The organism is Collinsella sp. TF09-1AT, from assembly GCF_003436895.1.
Taxonomy (GTDB): Bacteria; Actinomycetota; Coriobacteriia; order Coriobacteriales; family Coriobacteriaceae; genus Collinsella.
Window position 1 is genome coordinate 113,735 of sequence record NZ_QSRC01000003.1, and the last position, 14,726, is coordinate 128,460.

General features: G+C 56.1%; 16 protein-coding genes. 9 read left to right on the plus strand and 7 right to left on the minus strand.

Features of this window, described 5'->3' with window-relative positions; genetic code table 11:
- Window positions 1-6 precede the first annotated feature (6 nt).
- The 6 genes from gyrB to DXC90_RS03700 all read right to left on the minus strand — a co-directional run bounded on the left by gyrB (window position 7) and on the right by DXC90_RS03700 (window position 8,036).
- Window positions 7-2,037 (minus strand): DNA topoisomerase (ATP-hydrolyzing) subunit B, encoded by a 2,031-nt coding sequence (gene gyrB, locus DXC90_RS03675; RefSeq protein WP_117734810.1) that lies wholly within the window; start codon window positions 2,035-2,037, stop codon window positions 7-9.
- A 105-nt stretch (window positions 2,038-2,142) separates the two neighbouring features.
- Entirely contained in the window at window positions 2,143-2,706 is a 564-nt protein-coding gene (locus DXC90_RS03680) for a DciA family protein (RefSeq protein WP_117734811.1), read from the minus strand.
- On the minus strand, window positions 2,693-3,799 hold the full coding sequence (locus DXC90_RS03685; RefSeq protein ID WP_117734812.1) for a DNA replication/repair protein RecF: 1,107 nt from the start codon (window positions 3,797-3,799) through the stop codon (window positions 2,693-2,695). The genes DXC90_RS03680 and DXC90_RS03685 overlap by 14 nt, the downstream gene beginning before the upstream one ends.
- A gap of 9 nt (window positions 3,800-3,808) precedes the next feature.
- Window positions 3,809-4,912 carry a DNA polymerase III subunit beta gene (gene dnaN, locus DXC90_RS03690; protein WP_117734813.1) on the minus strand — a complete coding sequence of 368 codons (1,104 nt, stop codon included), beginning with the start codon at window positions 4,910-4,912 and terminating at the stop codon, window positions 3,809-3,811.
- A gap of 238 nt (window positions 4,913-5,150) precedes the next feature.
- Complete coding sequence (locus DXC90_RS03695; RefSeq protein ID WP_117734814.1) at window positions 5,151-6,875, minus strand: DnaA ATPase domain-containing protein; 1,725 nt, start codon at window positions 6,873-6,875, stop codon at window positions 5,151-5,153.
- Window positions 6,876-6,890: 15 nt separating this feature from the next.
- Entirely contained in the window at window positions 6,891-8,036 is a 1,146-nt protein-coding gene (locus DXC90_RS03700; protein ID WP_117734815.1) for an ATP-binding protein, read from the minus strand.
- Window positions 8,037-8,381: 345 nt separating this feature from the next.
- Between DXC90_RS03700 and rpmH the strand changes: the two genes are divergently transcribed.
- The 9 genes from rpmH (at window position 8,382) to DXC90_RS03745 (ending at window position 13,421) form a co-directional block, all read left to right on the plus strand.
- Entirely contained in the window at window positions 8,382-8,516 is a 135-nt protein-coding gene (gene rpmH, locus DXC90_RS03705; protein ID WP_019127408.1) for a 50S ribosomal protein L34, read from the plus strand.
- A gap of 20 nt (window positions 8,517-8,536) precedes the next feature.
- The gene (gene rnpA / locus DXC90_RS03710; RefSeq protein WP_117734816.1) at window positions 8,537-8,875 is read left to right on the plus strand and encodes a ribonuclease P protein component; all 339 of its coding nucleotides are present in this window, start codon (window positions 8,537-8,539) and stop codon (window positions 8,873-8,875) included.
- A complete protein-coding gene (gene yidD, locus DXC90_RS03715) occupies window positions 8,872-9,096 on the plus strand; it encodes a membrane protein insertion efficiency factor YidD (protein ID WP_117734817.1) in 225 nt (74 codons plus the stop codon). The genes rnpA and yidD overlap by 4 nt, the downstream gene beginning before the upstream one ends.
- Window positions 9,097-9,125: 29 nt before the next feature.
- A complete protein-coding gene (locus DXC90_RS03720) occupies window positions 9,126-9,896 on the plus strand; it encodes a YidC/Oxa1 family membrane protein insertase (RefSeq protein ID WP_117734818.1) in 771 nt (256 codons plus the stop codon).
- A gap of 44 nt (window positions 9,897-9,940) precedes the next feature.
- Complete coding sequence (locus DXC90_RS03725) at window positions 9,941-10,510, plus strand: R3H domain-containing nucleic acid-binding protein (RefSeq protein WP_022093802.1); 570 nt, start codon at window positions 9,941-9,943, stop codon at window positions 10,508-10,510.
- A 102-nt stretch (window positions 10,511-10,612) separates the two neighbouring features.
- Window positions 10,613-11,344 carry a 16S rRNA (guanine(527)-N(7))-methyltransferase RsmG gene (gene rsmG / locus DXC90_RS03730; protein WP_233502138.1) on the plus strand — a complete coding sequence of 244 codons (732 nt, stop codon included), beginning with the start codon at window positions 10,613-10,615 and terminating at the stop codon, window positions 11,342-11,344.
- 134 nt (window positions 11,345-11,478) lie between these two features.
- Window positions 11,479-12,279 carry a ParA family protein gene (locus DXC90_RS03735; protein WP_117734820.1) on the plus strand — a complete coding sequence of 267 codons (801 nt, stop codon included), beginning with the start codon at window positions 11,479-11,481 and terminating at the stop codon, window positions 12,277-12,279.
- Window positions 12,272-13,177, plus strand: a complete 906-nt coding sequence (locus tag DXC90_RS03740; protein WP_199406604.1) for a ParB/RepB/Spo0J family partition protein — start codon at window positions 12,272-12,274, stop codon at window positions 13,175-13,177. The genes DXC90_RS03735 and DXC90_RS03740 overlap by 8 nt, the downstream gene beginning before the upstream one ends.
- Complete coding sequence (locus DXC90_RS03745; protein ID WP_117734821.1) at window positions 13,167-13,421, plus strand: hypothetical protein; 255 nt, start codon at window positions 13,167-13,169, stop codon at window positions 13,419-13,421. The genes DXC90_RS03740 and DXC90_RS03745 overlap by 11 nt, the downstream gene beginning before the upstream one ends.
- A 199-nt stretch (window positions 13,422-13,620) precedes the next feature.
- Here the strand turns inward: DXC90_RS03745 and rlmN are convergent, their stop codons facing one another.
- Window positions 13,621-14,673 carry a 23S rRNA (adenine(2503)-C(2))-methyltransferase RlmN gene (rlmN, locus tag DXC90_RS03750; protein WP_117734822.1) on the minus strand — a complete coding sequence of 351 codons (1,053 nt, stop codon included), beginning with the start codon at window positions 14,671-14,673 and terminating at the stop codon, window positions 13,621-13,623.
- Between the last annotated feature and the right edge of the window lie 53 nt (window positions 14,674-14,726).

Here is a 14,726-nt window from a genome sequence, read left to right on the forward strand (position 1 = left end):
CTCCTCTTAAGCGTCAAGGAATCGTGCATCATGTGCATGTTTTTCAATGTACTCGCGGCGATAGCCGACCTCGGAACCCATCAGCTCGCGCACGGCGCGGTCTGCCACCACGGCGTCCTCGATCGACACGCGCTGCAGAATACGGGTCTTGGGGTCCATCGTCGTCGAGGCAAGCTGCTTGGGGTCCATCTCGCCCAGGCCCTTGTAGCGCTGGACGGTATAGCCCTTGCGTTTCTTGGTGATCTTGCCATCCTTGGCCTTGCCGTCCTCGTCGTTGTCGTCGGGGTTCAGGCCCAGACTCTGGATGGTGTCGCGTAGGATCTCGTCTTCGGGCTGGCGGCCGTTGGGATACACGTAGTGGATCTTGTTGCGCACCTTAATGCCAAAGATGGGCGGGCAGGCAACATAGACGTAGCCGGCATCGATCAGCGGACGCATGTACTTGTAGAAGAATGTCAGCAGCAGGATGCGGATATGCGCACCGTCGACGTCTGCATCGGTCATGATGATGATCTTGTGGTAACGCGCCTTAGCAATATCGAAGTCGCCGCCGTCGCCGGCACTCGTCGTAACGCCGCAGCCGATCGCGGTAATCAGCGACTGGATGGTGTCACTCGAGAACGCGCGGTGGTCGCCAACGCGTTCGACGTTCAAAATCTTGCCGCGCAGGGGCAGAATCGCCTGGATGTCTCGGCGACGGCCGTCCTTGGCCGAGCCGCCTGCCGAGTCGCCCTCTACGATAAAGAGCTCGGTCAGCTCGGCATCGCGCACCGAGCAGTCAGCGAGCTTACCGGGCAGGGACGCCGTCTCGAGTAGGCTCTTGCGACGCGTCGCCTCGCGCGCCTTGCGGGCGGCATTGCGGGCCTTGCAGGCCTGCTGGGCCTTCTTGACGATCTCGCGGGCAGGCTTAGGGTGCTCCTCGAGGTAATCGGCGAGGCCGTCGGTCACGATCTTGAGCGTCAGCGCGCGCATATAGGAGCTGCCGAGCTTGGCCTTGGTCTGGCCCTCAAACTGCGGGTCGGGCAGCTTGACCGAGATAACGGCCGAAAGGCCCTCGCGCACATCGTCGCCGGTCAGGTTGGCGTCCTTTTCCTTGAGCAGATTCTGCTTGCGCGCGTAATCGTTGATTACGCGGGTAAGCGCGGTGCGGAAGCCCTCAAGGTGCATGCCGCCCTCGGGGGTGTAGATATCGTTGGCAAACGACATGACGTTCTCGCCGTAGCCGCTATTCCACTGCAGGGAAACCTCGACCTCGCCCATCTTGGCCACAGGCGCGTCCGGGTCCGATTTGCCCTCGATGTAGATGGGCTCCTTAAAGGCCTCGGGGACGTCCTTGCCCTCGTTGAGGAACTCGACGAAGTCGATGATGCCGCCCTCGTAGCAAAACTCCTCCACGTGGGGAGTCGCCTCGCGCTCGTCGGTCAGCACGATCTTGAGGTTCTTATTGAGGAACGCCGTCTCCTGCAGACGGTTGTGCAGCGTATCGAAATCGTAGATGCAGGTCTCGAAGATCTCGTCGTCGGGCCAGAAGGTGACGGTGGTGCCCGTCGAATCCGAGGTGCCCACGACCTCCATCTTCTTGACAGTCTTGCCGCGCGAGAACTCCATCTCGTAGGTGTTGCCATCGCGGCGAACCTGAACGACCACGCGCTTGGACAGTGCGTTGACGACGGAGATGCCCACGCCGTGCAGGCCGCCCGAGACCTTATAGGCCGAGTTATCGAACTTACCGCCGGCGTGCAGGATCGTCATGACGACCTCGAGCGTCGGAATCTTTTTAACAGGGTGCTCGTCGACGGGGATGCCGCGCCCGTTGTCGACGACCGTGATGGAGTTGTCGGCGTGGACCGTCACCTGGATCTCGGTGCAGAAACCGGCCATGGCCTCGTCGACGGAGTTGTCAACGATCTCCCACACCAGGTGATGCAGACCGCTGGCACTCGTCGAACCGATATACATGCCCGGGCGCTTACGAACGGCCTCGAGACCTTCGAGAATCTTAATCTCGCCGCCATCGTAATCGTTTTCGTTTGCCACACGTCCTCCTTCAGTCAAGAAAATGTGTACAGCCTTACTAGTTTATCGTAAAAAAATACCCTCGGGAACGAGGGTATTTGGCTCTACAAGGCCACCAGATGCGATTTAAGGCTCTTTTTTGCTTTGCACGCCCTTGGCCCACTCGGCACTGGCTCTCATGGCGTTCTCGAGGGCCTCGCGCAGTTTTTGGTCTTCGATGGGCGCCACTTGGCGCTTGATCTCGGTGCGCTCGGCCTCACTTAGGTCGGCGTGCGGGGCCGGCGGGCGCTCGGTCGTCGCCGGGCGCAGGCGCTCCTTGGCGACGGGCGGTGTGTGACCGGGTGCGGTGGTTTTGAACACCAGGCCGTCCACATGCGCACCGGCGCGCTCCATGCGCGCGCGGATGATCTCGCGCAACAGCGTCATTTCCTGCGTCCACGAGGGCGAGTCGAGATACACCAGCAGCTCATTGGACTCAGGCAGGTAGCGCAGCCCCGTCACATGCCGCCCCTCGCGCGTGCCCGAGCACACCGCGTTCCACGCGCGATAGACCGCGCGCGATTCCTCGGCAGCCTCCATCTGCGCACGGCGCTTAGGCGTCGCCGACGCCAGGATGCGCTGGCACTCTGCGTTCAAAAAGCCACTGAAGGCGACCGTCTCGCTCTCGCGCTCGTAATTAGCACGTCTCACCCATGCTCACCACCTTGGCTCGATCAAGCAGGTCATCGGTAAAGTACCCCAGGTTGGTCGTGGTTATGACCGTCTGGATATCATCGCCGATCAGACGCAGGAAAGCACCGCGGCGCTCGCCGTCGAGCTCGCTCATCACGTCGTCCAGAAGCAACAGCGGGGCGGTGCCCAGGACATCGCGAGCCACGGCCACCTCGGCCACCTTCCAGGACAGTACCAACGTTCGCTGCTGTCCTTGGCTGGCAAATGAACGGGCGGAGCGACCCGCCACGGTAAACTCGATCTCGTCGCGATGCGGTCCTACCAGCGTCACGCCGCGGCGAATTTCCTCGTCGGCGTGCTCATCAAGGGCAGCCAGCATGCGCTCGTACGCCCAGCCCTTCAGCTCTTCGCGATCCTCGACCTGGGGCAAATCCCCCAGCGTGGACGCATAGGTCACGTTGGCGGCCTCGCCGGACGCCACTTGCCCGTAGGCAGTGTGCACATGGCCCGCCAGCCGGTCGAGCAGGGCCAACCGGTGCACGAGCAGAGCCGAGCCCGCGCGGGCAATCGAATCGTTCCACGCGCCGAGCATCTCACGGCAGCACCAGGTCTCCTTGAGCAAGGCGTTGCGCTGGGTCACGCAGCGCCCATAGGTGCTCACAAGATCGGCATAGCGCGCGCTCAGTTGCATGCCAAAGTCATCGAGAGCGGAGCGGCGCACACTGGCGCCCCGCTTAACCATGTCCAGATGGTCGGGGCAAAACAGCACGCTCGGCAGAACCCCGCGCACACCGGCGGCAGAGCATCTCTTGCCGTTTCGGCTAAACGAGCGCTTACCGTCCTCCGCGCTCAATCCCATATCAAGCACGCGGCCGTCGCCCTCGAGTCTCAGCTCGACCTTGCACGAGCCCACGCCGTCATGGACGAGCTCGGCTGCGGTCGGATGCCTAAACGAGACGCCGCTCGTCAGCAGCTGCAGCGCCTCTATGAGATTGGTCTTTCCCGCCGCGTTGGGTCCCGCAAGTATCGTCACGCCTTCGTCCAGGGCAAGGCGATAGCTATCGAAACTGCGGTAGTGCGCGACGGAAAGATCGCGGGCGAATATGGTCATGGCGCAGCGCTAGATGCGGACCGGCATGACCAGGTACAGGTAGTTGATCTTGTCGTAGGACTTGAAGATGCCCGCCTGCGAGTAGCTCTTGAGCTCCAGTGTGATCTCCTTCTCTTTGGACAGGGCATTGAGGCAGCCGAAGATGTAGTGGTAGTTGAAGGCGATGGTGCCCGACTCGCCCTCGGCCTCGACATCGATCGTCTCCTGTGCAAGGTCCTGGTCATTGGAAATGGAGGACAAGCCCATCTGCCCGTTCTCGACATCGATCTCGAACTTGACGGCGGGGTTGGCGCTCGCGATAACGGCCACGCGCTTGAGAGCGGCGTTAAAGGCGGCGACGTCGATCTTGACGCTTGTCACGCACGAATCGGGGATGAGCTGCTTGTAGTTGGGGTACACGCCCTCGATGCGGCGCGACACGTAGGTGGTGTTGCCGGCCTCGAAGACGACCTGGGTGTCGGTAGCCCCGATCATGATGGTCGCCTGGCTGGCCATGATGTTCAGTGCGTCGTTAAAGGCGTCCGCCGGAACGTTGAGCTCAAAGGAGCCCTCGAGGGTCGAGGTCTCGACCTGCGTATCGCACACGGCCAAGCGGAAGGAATCGGTCGCCACCAGGCGCACGGTGTTGTTCTCGACCTTCATGTGCACGCCGCCCAGGATGGGGCGGGCTTTGTCGGTCGAGGTGACGCGCCACACGCGGCCGACCATCTCGGACAAGATATCGGTCGGCAGCTCCACGGCACTCTCGATGGCATAGGCCGGAAACTCGGGGAAGTCATTGGCATCGAGCGTGTTCAGGCGGAAAGAGCTCTTCTCGCAACCAATCAGCACCTGGCGCTCGGACAGCTCAAAGGTGACCGGGGCATCGGGGAGAGTCTTGGTGATATTGGAGAGCATCTTACAGGGGATAACCATCTCGCCCTCTTCTTCGACATGCGCCGCGATGCGATGACGGATCGAGATGGTGTAGTTAGAGGTCTGGAATTCCAAGATGCCGTCTTGCGCCTTAACGAGCACGCCCGACAGGATGGGAAGGGTGGATGCCGAAGCGACACCCTTCATAACGACGCTGATGGCTTGTGTAAGCGAGCTCTGGCTGACGGTGAACTTCATCTTTTAATACCTTTCTATAGATATAAATATCCTAATAATAGTAATAGCACTGACGAAACTGTTGATTACTCCCAAAGACGCAGGTCAGACCCAAAAAGAGAATCGACAGCAACCTGTGTGCAACGGGGGTGGTTTTCCACGTTCAAAACCTGCGCAAAACTTTTCATCACCGCGGGTTGGGTTTTAGACACCTTATGCCCGTGGTTTCGACAAGTTTTCAACAGGTGTCTCTATTTCCCTACGAGCGCAGTGTAATTTTATCGCGCAGCGACTTGAGGTCTTCGGTGACGGTGCGGTCTTCCTGGATCATCTTCTGGACCTTTTTGTAGCTTGTACTGACGGTCGAGTGGTTGCGGTTGCCAAATTCGGCGCCCACTGCCGTGGTCGTCATCTCGCACATCTCGATTGCCAGATAGATGGCAATGTGGCGTGCTTTGGCGATGTTGGCGTTGCGCCGCGGGCCGATGAGCTCCTCGTGCGTCACGCCGTACTGCTCTTCGATGACGGACTGAACCGTTTGCACGTTGATCTTTTTGGCCGATGTGTCGAAGTACTGGCTGGCGATGGCGTCGATATCATCAAAGGTGAGCTCCCCGCCCTCGCGCTCGCGGTCGCCCGCCTCGCCGGCGCAGCGCTCGCAGAAGCTCTCGAGTTCGCGGATGTTGGTGCCCGAGACCTCGGCCATGTGTTTAAAGTGCTCATCGGTCAGGTGCCCGCCGTCGCCCCCATAGGCCGCCAGCAGCGAGTCGTCGCCTGCCTCGGGAGCGGCGACGATGGTGTTCTCGTAATAGCGCTGCAAGATCTTGTATTTCATCTCGTAGCTGGGCTCTGCGACCAGGCAGAGCATGCCGGCGTTGAAGCGGCTGGTCAGACGCTCGTCCATGCTCAGGTCCTTGGGGGCGCGGTCTGCCGCGATGACGACCTTCTTGTTGTTGCGGATGAACTCGTCCATGAGCTGGAAAAAGTAGTCCACGCTCGCGCGCTTGCCGATGATGTTTTGGATGTCATCGATGATGAGCACGTCCACGCCGTGGTACGCCTGCATGATGGGGGCGTTGCTCTTCTTTTGGCGGTCGAACTCGGTCATCAGGTCGTCCAGATATGCCTGGGAGTTGGCATACTTGACCTTGATCTCGGGCGACTTCTCGGCGAGCTCGTTTTTGATGGCAAGCAGCAGGTGCGTCTTGCCCAGGCCCGATTTGCCGTAGATGAACAGCGATGTGCACGTGCCGCGCTCGTCCGCGAGGGCGGCAAACTTGAGTGCCGAGCGATAGGCGTGGCTGTTCTCGGGGCCGTAGACAAAGTTCTCAAAGGTAAATTTTGAGTTCGCGGCGAGTGGGGCTCCATCCGTATTCTGCTCGGCCGGCACGGTCGGTGCTGGCATGGGTGAAGCGGGGGTCGCAGCTTGCGTGGATTTAGTCGGCGCTCCGCCCTTCATCTGGTTCATCATGCGACGAAAATCATCGGCCGAGAGCGTGTTCTTGATTGCAATGCCCGAATCCGCGCCCGCCGCTGCGTCGTGGGCGATGGGCATGTGCGTGACGGGTGCGTTCGTTGACGTCGCCGCCGCGGCCGGCAACGGTGCCATGGTTTCACGGGAAACATCGCCGTGCTGGTGCTCGATTGTCGGCGCGTCGCCTGCGGAGGCCGGCGCCGCCGGGGAAGTAGCGGGAGCCGTGGCGGGCGCCGTCGCGGCAGCGGATTCTGTCGCGGCGCCTTGCGGTGCCACGATGTCGAGTGCAATCGGTGCAAAGGCGATTTCTTCCAGATAGGCCTCAATAGTCGACTGATGCTTTTTGAGCTGCGCGATGGCAAAGCGCGAGGGCGCCTCGATCGTGAGCGTATCTTCGGTCAGGCTTATGGCGCGCGATTGCCCCAGCATATTGATGAGGCGTGCATCTTGGCCGTCGCGCTGGCAAAAGGCGATGGCATCCCCCAGGATGATGCTTGCTTCCTCGTCCACTGTCTCTCCCGTTCTTTAGCTCTGAGCTCGCACGCGAGCGGCGCCGAGTTCGGTCAGATGGTATTTCTGGCCATGCTTGATGACCAAGCCGGCCTGCGCCAAGTCATTGAGCGTGCGTGACCAAGTGGGGGCCGAGTTTCCAAACGCCCTCGCCAGATCGGTTGCGCCGCACGCTTGATTTTGCGCCAGATAGCCCAGCGCGGCGTTGCCGCGATCGCTTACGAACACGTCCGGTTGTGGCTGCGCATACTGATTTGCTGCATTAGGATATATCATTTGAGCTGCTGGTTGTTGAGAACTCTGCACCGGCGGCATTTGCTGTTGAAAACTTTGGGGCCACTGTTGGTAAGGCTGCGGAGGCATCTGCTGGGCCCAGGGGTTGTACTGCTGCTGCGGCATCTGCTGGTACGGCTGCTGATATCCCTGCTGGTACTGCTGCGGGAACTGCTGGCCATACCCCAGTGGCGGCATCTGCTGCGTTGCCATGGGCTGCTGCGCAAAAGCTCCCGGCAGGGGATATGTGGGCTGCTCCGTCTCGGGCCGCACGGCAGCACCGCGTCCGCCGGCACGCTCGATTTCCTGCACGCGCTTGGGGTCCAGACTTACCGTAACCACGGTGCCGCTGCCCATGTTGTCCTCGATGGACACGGCGCCGCCGGCATTTTCCAGGTATTCCTGCACCATGGGAAACCCAGCCCCAGTCCCGCGAATGTATCGCTTCATGTTGCTGTTTGCGCTGGTCACGCCAAAGTCGAAAGCGCGTTCCTTGTCATCGATGCCCGGTCCTTGGTCTGCAAAGCGGATAGTGTCGCCGCCGTCCAGGATCGAGATGATGGGCTCGGCAAAGTGGGCGTGGATAAAGTTTTCGACAATCTCGCGGATGACCATGAGCGAGATATGGCCACCTTGTTCTTTCATGCACTGGTAGACGGTGTTGGTTGTCTCTTCCAAATACGTGCGGACATCTTGCGGATCTATGACGATCACACGCGGCGTCGACAGCATATCGTCATAGACCGCTATGCGTGCGGCGTACATGGCTTTTGGCGCCTGCGTGGTCGTCTGCTCGCCTTCGTCGCGCTCTTCGCGCACGCCGGTGATGTGCTCGTTGTCGGGTGCCGGGTCTCCGGAATCGACCATGGTGTAAAAGTCGTCAGACATGCCGCTCGCAATCTTTCAATAGGTTTCGAACAAATAGTAGCTCACCGTGCAATGTTTCTCATCTTTCGACAAACTTTCAAAACCTGTTGAAAACTTTGGAAAACGGACGAAAAGTTCTCAACATTGCCAACATGACCTGTTGAAAACTCGATGAAATATCGTGAAAAGTTGCCACGCACCGCTAAATCGAGCTCGGCTTATGGGGGAACCGTGTGAACTGCGCAACCTTTTACCTTTGATTTCTTGACATTTGAACATTGATTTCCCTACAATCTTCAAGCTCACGTGTCTATATCTGCGTCCGCGCCCCCGCGGACACTCGAAATGCAGCAGGAGGAACTTAAGATGAAGCGTACGTATCAGCCTAATAAGCGTAAGCGTGCCAAGACCCATGGCTTCCGTGCCCGTATGGCCACCAAGGGCGGTCGTGCCGTGCTCGCCCGTCGCCGCGCCAAGGGCCGCAAGCGTCTCACTGTCTAGCAGCGATACACACATCTCGCATGAAGACTATTAAGTCTCGGCAAGATTTCGAGCATGTGTTCAGTCAGGGGCGTCGTTTCAATCACCCTCTGATTCGAATGACCATATGTGAATCGGTTGGCGAAGGCGACTCCGGAAGGGTCGCCTTCGTTGGTGCTAAACGGCTCGGTTGTGCTGTCGTGCGCAACCGTTCTAAGCGTGTGATGCGCGAGGCCGCCCGCAGCTGTGGATTTCCCGTTGCTGGTTATGACATCATCTTGTTCGCAACTCCCAAGACGAGGGATTCCTCGCCGCAGGAGATGGACAAGGCATTGCATTCGCTTATGAAACGCGCCGGCGTTGCCGGGGAGGAGCGATGAGCAATCACGTTTTGCGACGTGTTGCCATCGCTCCTATTCACATATATCAACAGGTTATTTCGCCCTTATTGCCTGACGCCTGCATTTATTACCCAACGTGCTCGCAATACGCCGTCCAGGCGATTGAGAAGCACGGCGTTTTGAGAGGCTGCTGGCTTGCCGTGAGGCGCATCGCTCGCTGCAATCCCCTGCACGTCGGCGGTTATGACCCTGTGCCTTAGCGGGCACTCGCTATCGGAGGAAAACTTACATGTGGGATTGGATCGTTAACATCCTTTTCGAGCTGCTCAAGCTCATCCAGACCTTTGCGGTCGACTGGGGCCTGTCCATCATCATCCTGGTGGTCATCATCCGTCTGCTGCTGACGCCGCTTATGCTCAAGTCGACCAAGTCGACGGCTCGCATGCAAGTGCTGCAGCCCAAGATGCTCGAGATCCAGGAGCGCTATGCCGACGATCCCCAGCGTCAGGCCGAGGAGATGCAGAAGTTCTACAGCGAGAACAAGTTCAATCCCATGGCTGGTTGTCTGCCGCTGTTGATCCAGATGCCTGTCCTGTTCGCCCTATTTACGCTGCTGCGTAACCTGCCGGACTACTTTAACGACGGCACGTTCTCGTTCTTTAATATTCTGCCCGACCTGACCACCACGCCGAGCGCCTCTTTTGCCGATGGCTTTATGGTCGCACTGCCTGCGTTGATCTGCCTGATCCTCTTTGCCGTCCTGACCTTGATTCCGCAGCTCTATATGTCGCGCAATCAGACCGGCCAGCAGGCGCAGAGCATGCGTATGATGGCCGTTGTCATGACGGTCATGATGCTTTGGATGGGCTGGAGCCTGCCCGTCGGCGTTCTGCTGTACTACGATGTGTCCTCTGCCTGGCAGGTTATCCAGCAGATCTTCGTGACGCAGAAGGTTATTGACAAGGCTAAGGCCGATGAGGAGGAGCGTCTTAAGAACGCTCCGCTGCAGGTCGAGGTCACTCGTCGCGAGAAGAAGCCGCGCCCGCACAAGAAGAAGTAATGGGACAGTAATCTTATTTAGGTACCTAACTTTTGGAGTACGTTATGTCTGAAGAGATCATCGAGGATATGCTTGAGGAGGTTGCCCCGCAGGTCGCGGGCGATTATCCCGAGATTGCACAGCGCTACAAGGCTGGTGAAGAGCTGACAGACGAGGAGCTCGACACCATTGCCGATGTCGCGATTTCCATCCTGCGTTCCATCCTTTCGCACTTCGATGCCGCCAACTCTCCTATCGATGAGTATGAGGGCGACGAGGGTGAGCTGATTTTGGATGTAACGGCTCCGGATCTTGCTGTTCTCATTGGGCGTCATGGACGTACCCTCGATGCCCTTCAGGTTATGTTCTCGCTGCTGGTGAGCCGCAAGCTTGGCTTTAGGTATCCGGTCGTCGTGGACGTCGAGGGTTATAAGAGCCGCCGACAGGACAAGGTTGCTTCCATGGCGCAGTCCGCTGCCGAGCGCGCCATTCGCACTCATAAGAGTGTTTCCTTGCCGCCCATGAATGCCTATGAGCGTCGACTGGTTCACATTGCCCTTCGCGGCAACGATGCCGTTGACACTCATTCCGAGGGCTCTGATCCCGATCGCCATGTTGTGATTGTTGCTCGATAATCTACTCGAGCTTATGCTTAGGGGACGTGGTTTCCACGTCCCCTTTTTTTGTCAAAAGTTCTCGATACACTGATTTTTGTCAGAAAGGAGCTTTCGTTGTTAGTGCTTACTGATCAGCAAGCTGACGAGATGTTGAGTCGTCTAACTTCCTATTGCAATGAGTATTCCTTGAGCGTAACTGATGTTGAGCTGATGAAATGTATTCAGCATTTGGATTTAGTTCTGGAAACAAATAAGACAACGAATCTTACCCGCATCATTAACGTAGAAGATGCTGCGATACTTCATATCCTCGACTCACTAGTTTTGCTCCCCTATATCAATATGGCTCCTGAGGGGGCTTTGCTCGATATGGGAACAGGTGCTGGCTTCCCTGGTATTCCTTTAACCATAACCACGCATCGTAAAGCTACTTATATTGACTCTGTTGGCAAGAAGGTTGATGCCGTTAATTCTTTTGTTCATGCTCTTGGATTGAAATATGCTCATGCGGTTCATTATCGTCTTGAAGAATATGCTCGAAGCCATAAGAAGCAGTTCTCTGTCGTAACCGCCCGCGCACTGGCCCCTCTACCGATTCTTGTTGAGTATGCGGCTCCGTATCTCAAGGATGGAGGGTTATTTGTTGTCACCAAAGGCAATCCTTCGGATGAGGAGCTTGCTTCCGGCATGTCAGCAGCTAAGATCTGCGGCTTCACTTTGCTTCTGAATGATGCAATCGATTTGCCTGAGGGCTTGGGCCACAGGGAGTTTATTGTTCTTAAAAAGAGTCATCCGGCATCCGTTTCATTGCCTCGTGCAAATGGCATGGCAAAGAAGAATCCGCTTGCCTAGATGTTTCACGTGAAACATAATGGATATTAACAACTTGCAGTGTTTCACGTGAAACATGGCGGTTGATATTGATTCGGAATGTTTCACGTGAAACATCCTCCGTTTGACAGCTTTAATACACACCAGGAGGGACCGTGGGATTTCGCGACGTTAAGCGCTCTAAGAGCGCAAAAGACACGCGTATCATTGCAATCATCAATCAAAAAGGCGGCGTTGGTAAGTCGACGACGGCTGTAAACCTTGCGGCAGCATTGGGTGAGCAGGGTCGTAAGACACTGATTGTCGATTTTGATCCGCAGGGAAATAGCACCAGTGGATTTGGAATTGAAAAAGAAGACCTTGATCACTGCATCTACGATGCATTGTTGAATGATGTGCCGGCAGAATCGCTTGTTCTTGATACAAATTGCAAAAAGGTATTCGTAATTCCTGCTACAATTCAGCTTGCAGGCGCCGAAATTGAGCTCGTAAGTGCAATTGCTCGTGAAACCCGCCTCAAAGATTTGCTTGAGCCGATTCAGAATGAGTTCGATTTCATTTTTATTGACTGTCCTCCATCGCTCGGCCTGCTTACTATTAACGCCTTGACTGCAGCAGATAGCGTATTGATTCCGATCCAGTGCGAGTATTACGCACTCGAGGGTGTTACGAAGCTGCTTGAGTCAATGAAGATGGTCAAATCACGTCTGAACAAGGGCTTAGACACCTATGGAGTGCTTATGACTATGTATGACTCGCGTACTTCTCTGTCGAATCAGGTTGTTGAGGAAGTTCAATCGTACTTTGGTGATAAGGCGTTTAAGACACTGATTCCCCGTACGGTTAAAATCTCCGAAGCTCCGTCTTTTGGGGAGCCGGTAATTACCTATGCGCCACAAAATAAGGGTGCAAAAGCATATATGAACCTTGCAAAAGAGGTGATCAAGCGTGCCTAGTGCAAAGAAACGTGGCGGATTGGGACGTGGACTCAATGCTTTGGTCTCAGAGGCCGAGTATGAGACCGGTGGTTCGGCTGCATCTGCTTCAAATGCTGCATCTGAAGCAAAACTACCTATTGAGGATATCGTTCCCAACCCAAATCAGCCACGAATTCACTTTAACGAAACTGAACTTCGCGAGTTGAGTGAGTCAATCCAAGAACATGGTGTTTTGCAGCCGCTTTTGGTTCGCAAGCATGGAAACGGCTATGAGATCATCGCTGGTGAGCGTCGTTACCAGGCGTCAAAGCTTGCTGGTCTTGAGGAGCTGCCTGTCATCATTAAAGATGTTAATGATGAAGAGATGCTGGCTCTTGCACTTATCGAAAACCTTCAGCGTTCTGATCTGAATCCTGTCGAAGAGGCCAAGGGGTATCGCCAGCTCATTGATGCCAGCGGTATGACCCAGGAGGCATTGTCGAAGGCGGTAAGCAAGTCACGTTCTGCAATTACAAACTCGCTGCGCCTTCTCGATCTCCCCGAAGTTGTTCAGCAGATGATTTTTGAAGGTAAACTTACAGCTGGTCATGCACGTGCTATTCTTGCAGTTCCCTATGAGGATGCTCGAATTCGACTTGCTGAGAAGGTTGTTGCAGAGGGCCTTTCCGTTAGAGCGACAGAAAATCTTGCTCCGTTGTTTTCTGCCGGAGAGACACCTAAGACGCCGCGGCCTGCCACGCCTCAGTCTTTTAAAAAGGCTGCCCGCGTACTTCGTCAGGTATTTAATACCAACGTACGTGTGAAGAGCTCACGTGGAAAGAATAAGATTGAGATTGAGTTTAAAGACGAGGAAGAGCTCTCTCGTATTCTTGGTGAAATGATTCAGTTTGATCAAGGAGACCAAGATGAGGAATAAGATTTTAACTGCGATTGCATTGGCGACGACTGTCGCGGCTGGTGCCTTTGCTGGCTATAAGATTGCGACAGACGATGAGCTCCGAGGTCGTTTGCTTCGTGGTGCGCAAGATATCGTTGATACGTCCAAGAAGAAAATGGATGTTATGACAGAAGATGTTACCATGCGTACTGCTCAGGTAACGAAGAATCCCAAAATTAATCAAGGTTGGGTTAGCAATCAATGGGAAAATGTAGGCTATTAGGTACCTAACAATTACCCAGCATTTTTTGATGGGTCCTTGTCTGATTCACACGACAAGGACCCCTTATTTTGGCTGTTATTAATGGGACCAGTAGCAGCTGATTTATAATCGAAGTCAATAAATGAAGCAGCCCCGGTTGCATATCCTGCAACCGGGGCTGCTCGATGTTTCACATGAAACGTTTTGGGGTGTGACTCCCCTATGCGTTCTTTTGAACTTTGAAGCGCTGCTTCAGCTGTCCGCAGGCGGCATCAATATCATTGCCGCGAGAATTACGGATTGTGGTCTCGATGCCACGAGACTCAAGGCGGCGCTGAAGATCCTCAACCTTATGAATCGGCGACGGCTTGAGCGGGCTGCCCTCGATATCGTTAAGCTGAATCAAGTTAACGTGGCACAGCGTTCCCTCGCAGAAGTCGCAGAGCGCCTGCATCTCGGGATTCGTATCGTTGACGCCTTCAATCATGGCATACTCATAGGTCGGGCGGCGGCCAGTCTTCTCGGTGTAGAGCTGAAGCGCCTCGTGAAGGCGAAGCAGCGTGTACTTCTTAACACCTGGCATGAGCTTATTGCGCGTTGACTGGATGGCGGAATGAAGGGAAACGGCAAGCGTGAACTGTTCGGGTATGTCGGCAAATTTGCGAATACCAGGAATAACGCCGCTGGTAGAGACGGTGAGGTGACGGGCGCCGATACCGATGCCATCGGGGTCGTTGAGGATACGCAGTGCCTTGAGAACCTCGTCGTAGTTGGCAAACGGCTCGCCCTGGCCCATGAAGACAACGCTCGTGGCACGCTCGCCAAAGTCGTTGGATACATGAAGTACCTGGTCGACGATCTCTTGAGCGGTCAGAGAGCGCTTGAGGCCGTTGAGGCCAGTAGCGCAAAAGGCGCAGCCCATGCCACAGCCTGCCTGGGTGGAAACGCAGACGGAAAGCTTATTACGACGGGGCATGCCGACGGTCTCGACGGAAATGCCGTCGTGGTACTCGAGCAGATACTTGCGAGAGCCATCTTTGGAAACCTGCTTGGTGAGTTCAGTCGGCGTGTCAAAGGCGAAAGCGCCTTTAAGCTGCTCGCGGAAAGCCTTAGGAAGGTTGGTCATATCGTCAAACGAACAAACGTTCTTCTCAAAGACCCATTCGATGAGCTGCTTTGCACGGAAGGCGGGCTGGCCGAGTTCGGCCACGAGCTCGCGAATATCGTTTTGGCTCAAGTCGCGAATGTCCTGAGATTTAGTCCTGGGATTCATGGAAGCCTTTCGATTTTGGGGAAACGTAGAGTGTATCGCTACAATATGGTATC

Coding starts and splice junctions, on each gene's coding strand:
- dnaN (WP_117734813.1), bottom strand. CDS start 4,912: ATGAAGTTCACCGTCAGCCAGAGCTCGCTTACACAAGCCATCAGCGTC.
- rpmH (WP_019127408.1), top strand. CDS start 8,382: ATGAAGCGTACGTATCAGCCTAATAAGCGTAAGCGTGCCAAGACCCAT.
- yidD (WP_117734817.1), top strand. CDS start 8,872: ATGAGCAATCACGTTTTGCGACGTGTTGCCATCGCTCCTATTCACATA.
- DXC90_RS03685 (WP_117734812.1), bottom strand. CDS start 3,799: ATGACCATATTCGCCCGCGATCTTTCCGTCGCGCACTACCGCAGTTTC.
- rlmN (WP_117734822.1), bottom strand. CDS start 14,673: ATGAATCCCAGGACTAAATCTCAGGACATTCGCGACTTGAGCCAAAAC.
- DXC90_RS03745 (WP_117734821.1), top strand. CDS start 13,167: ATGAGGAATAAGATTTTAACTGCGATTGCATTGGCGACGACTGTCGCG.
- rnpA (WP_117734816.1), top strand. CDS start 8,537: ATGAAGACTATTAAGTCTCGGCAAGATTTCGAGCATGTGTTCAGTCAG.
- DXC90_RS03720 (WP_117734818.1), top strand. CDS start 9,126: ATGTGGGATTGGATCGTTAACATCCTTTTCGAGCTGCTCAAGCTCATC.
- DXC90_RS03725 (WP_022093802.1), top strand. CDS start 9,941: ATGTCTGAAGAGATCATCGAGGATATGCTTGAGGAGGTTGCCCCGCAG.
- DXC90_RS03700 (WP_117734815.1), bottom strand. CDS start 8,036: ATGTCTGACGACTTTTACACCATGGTCGATTCCGGAGACCCGGCACCC.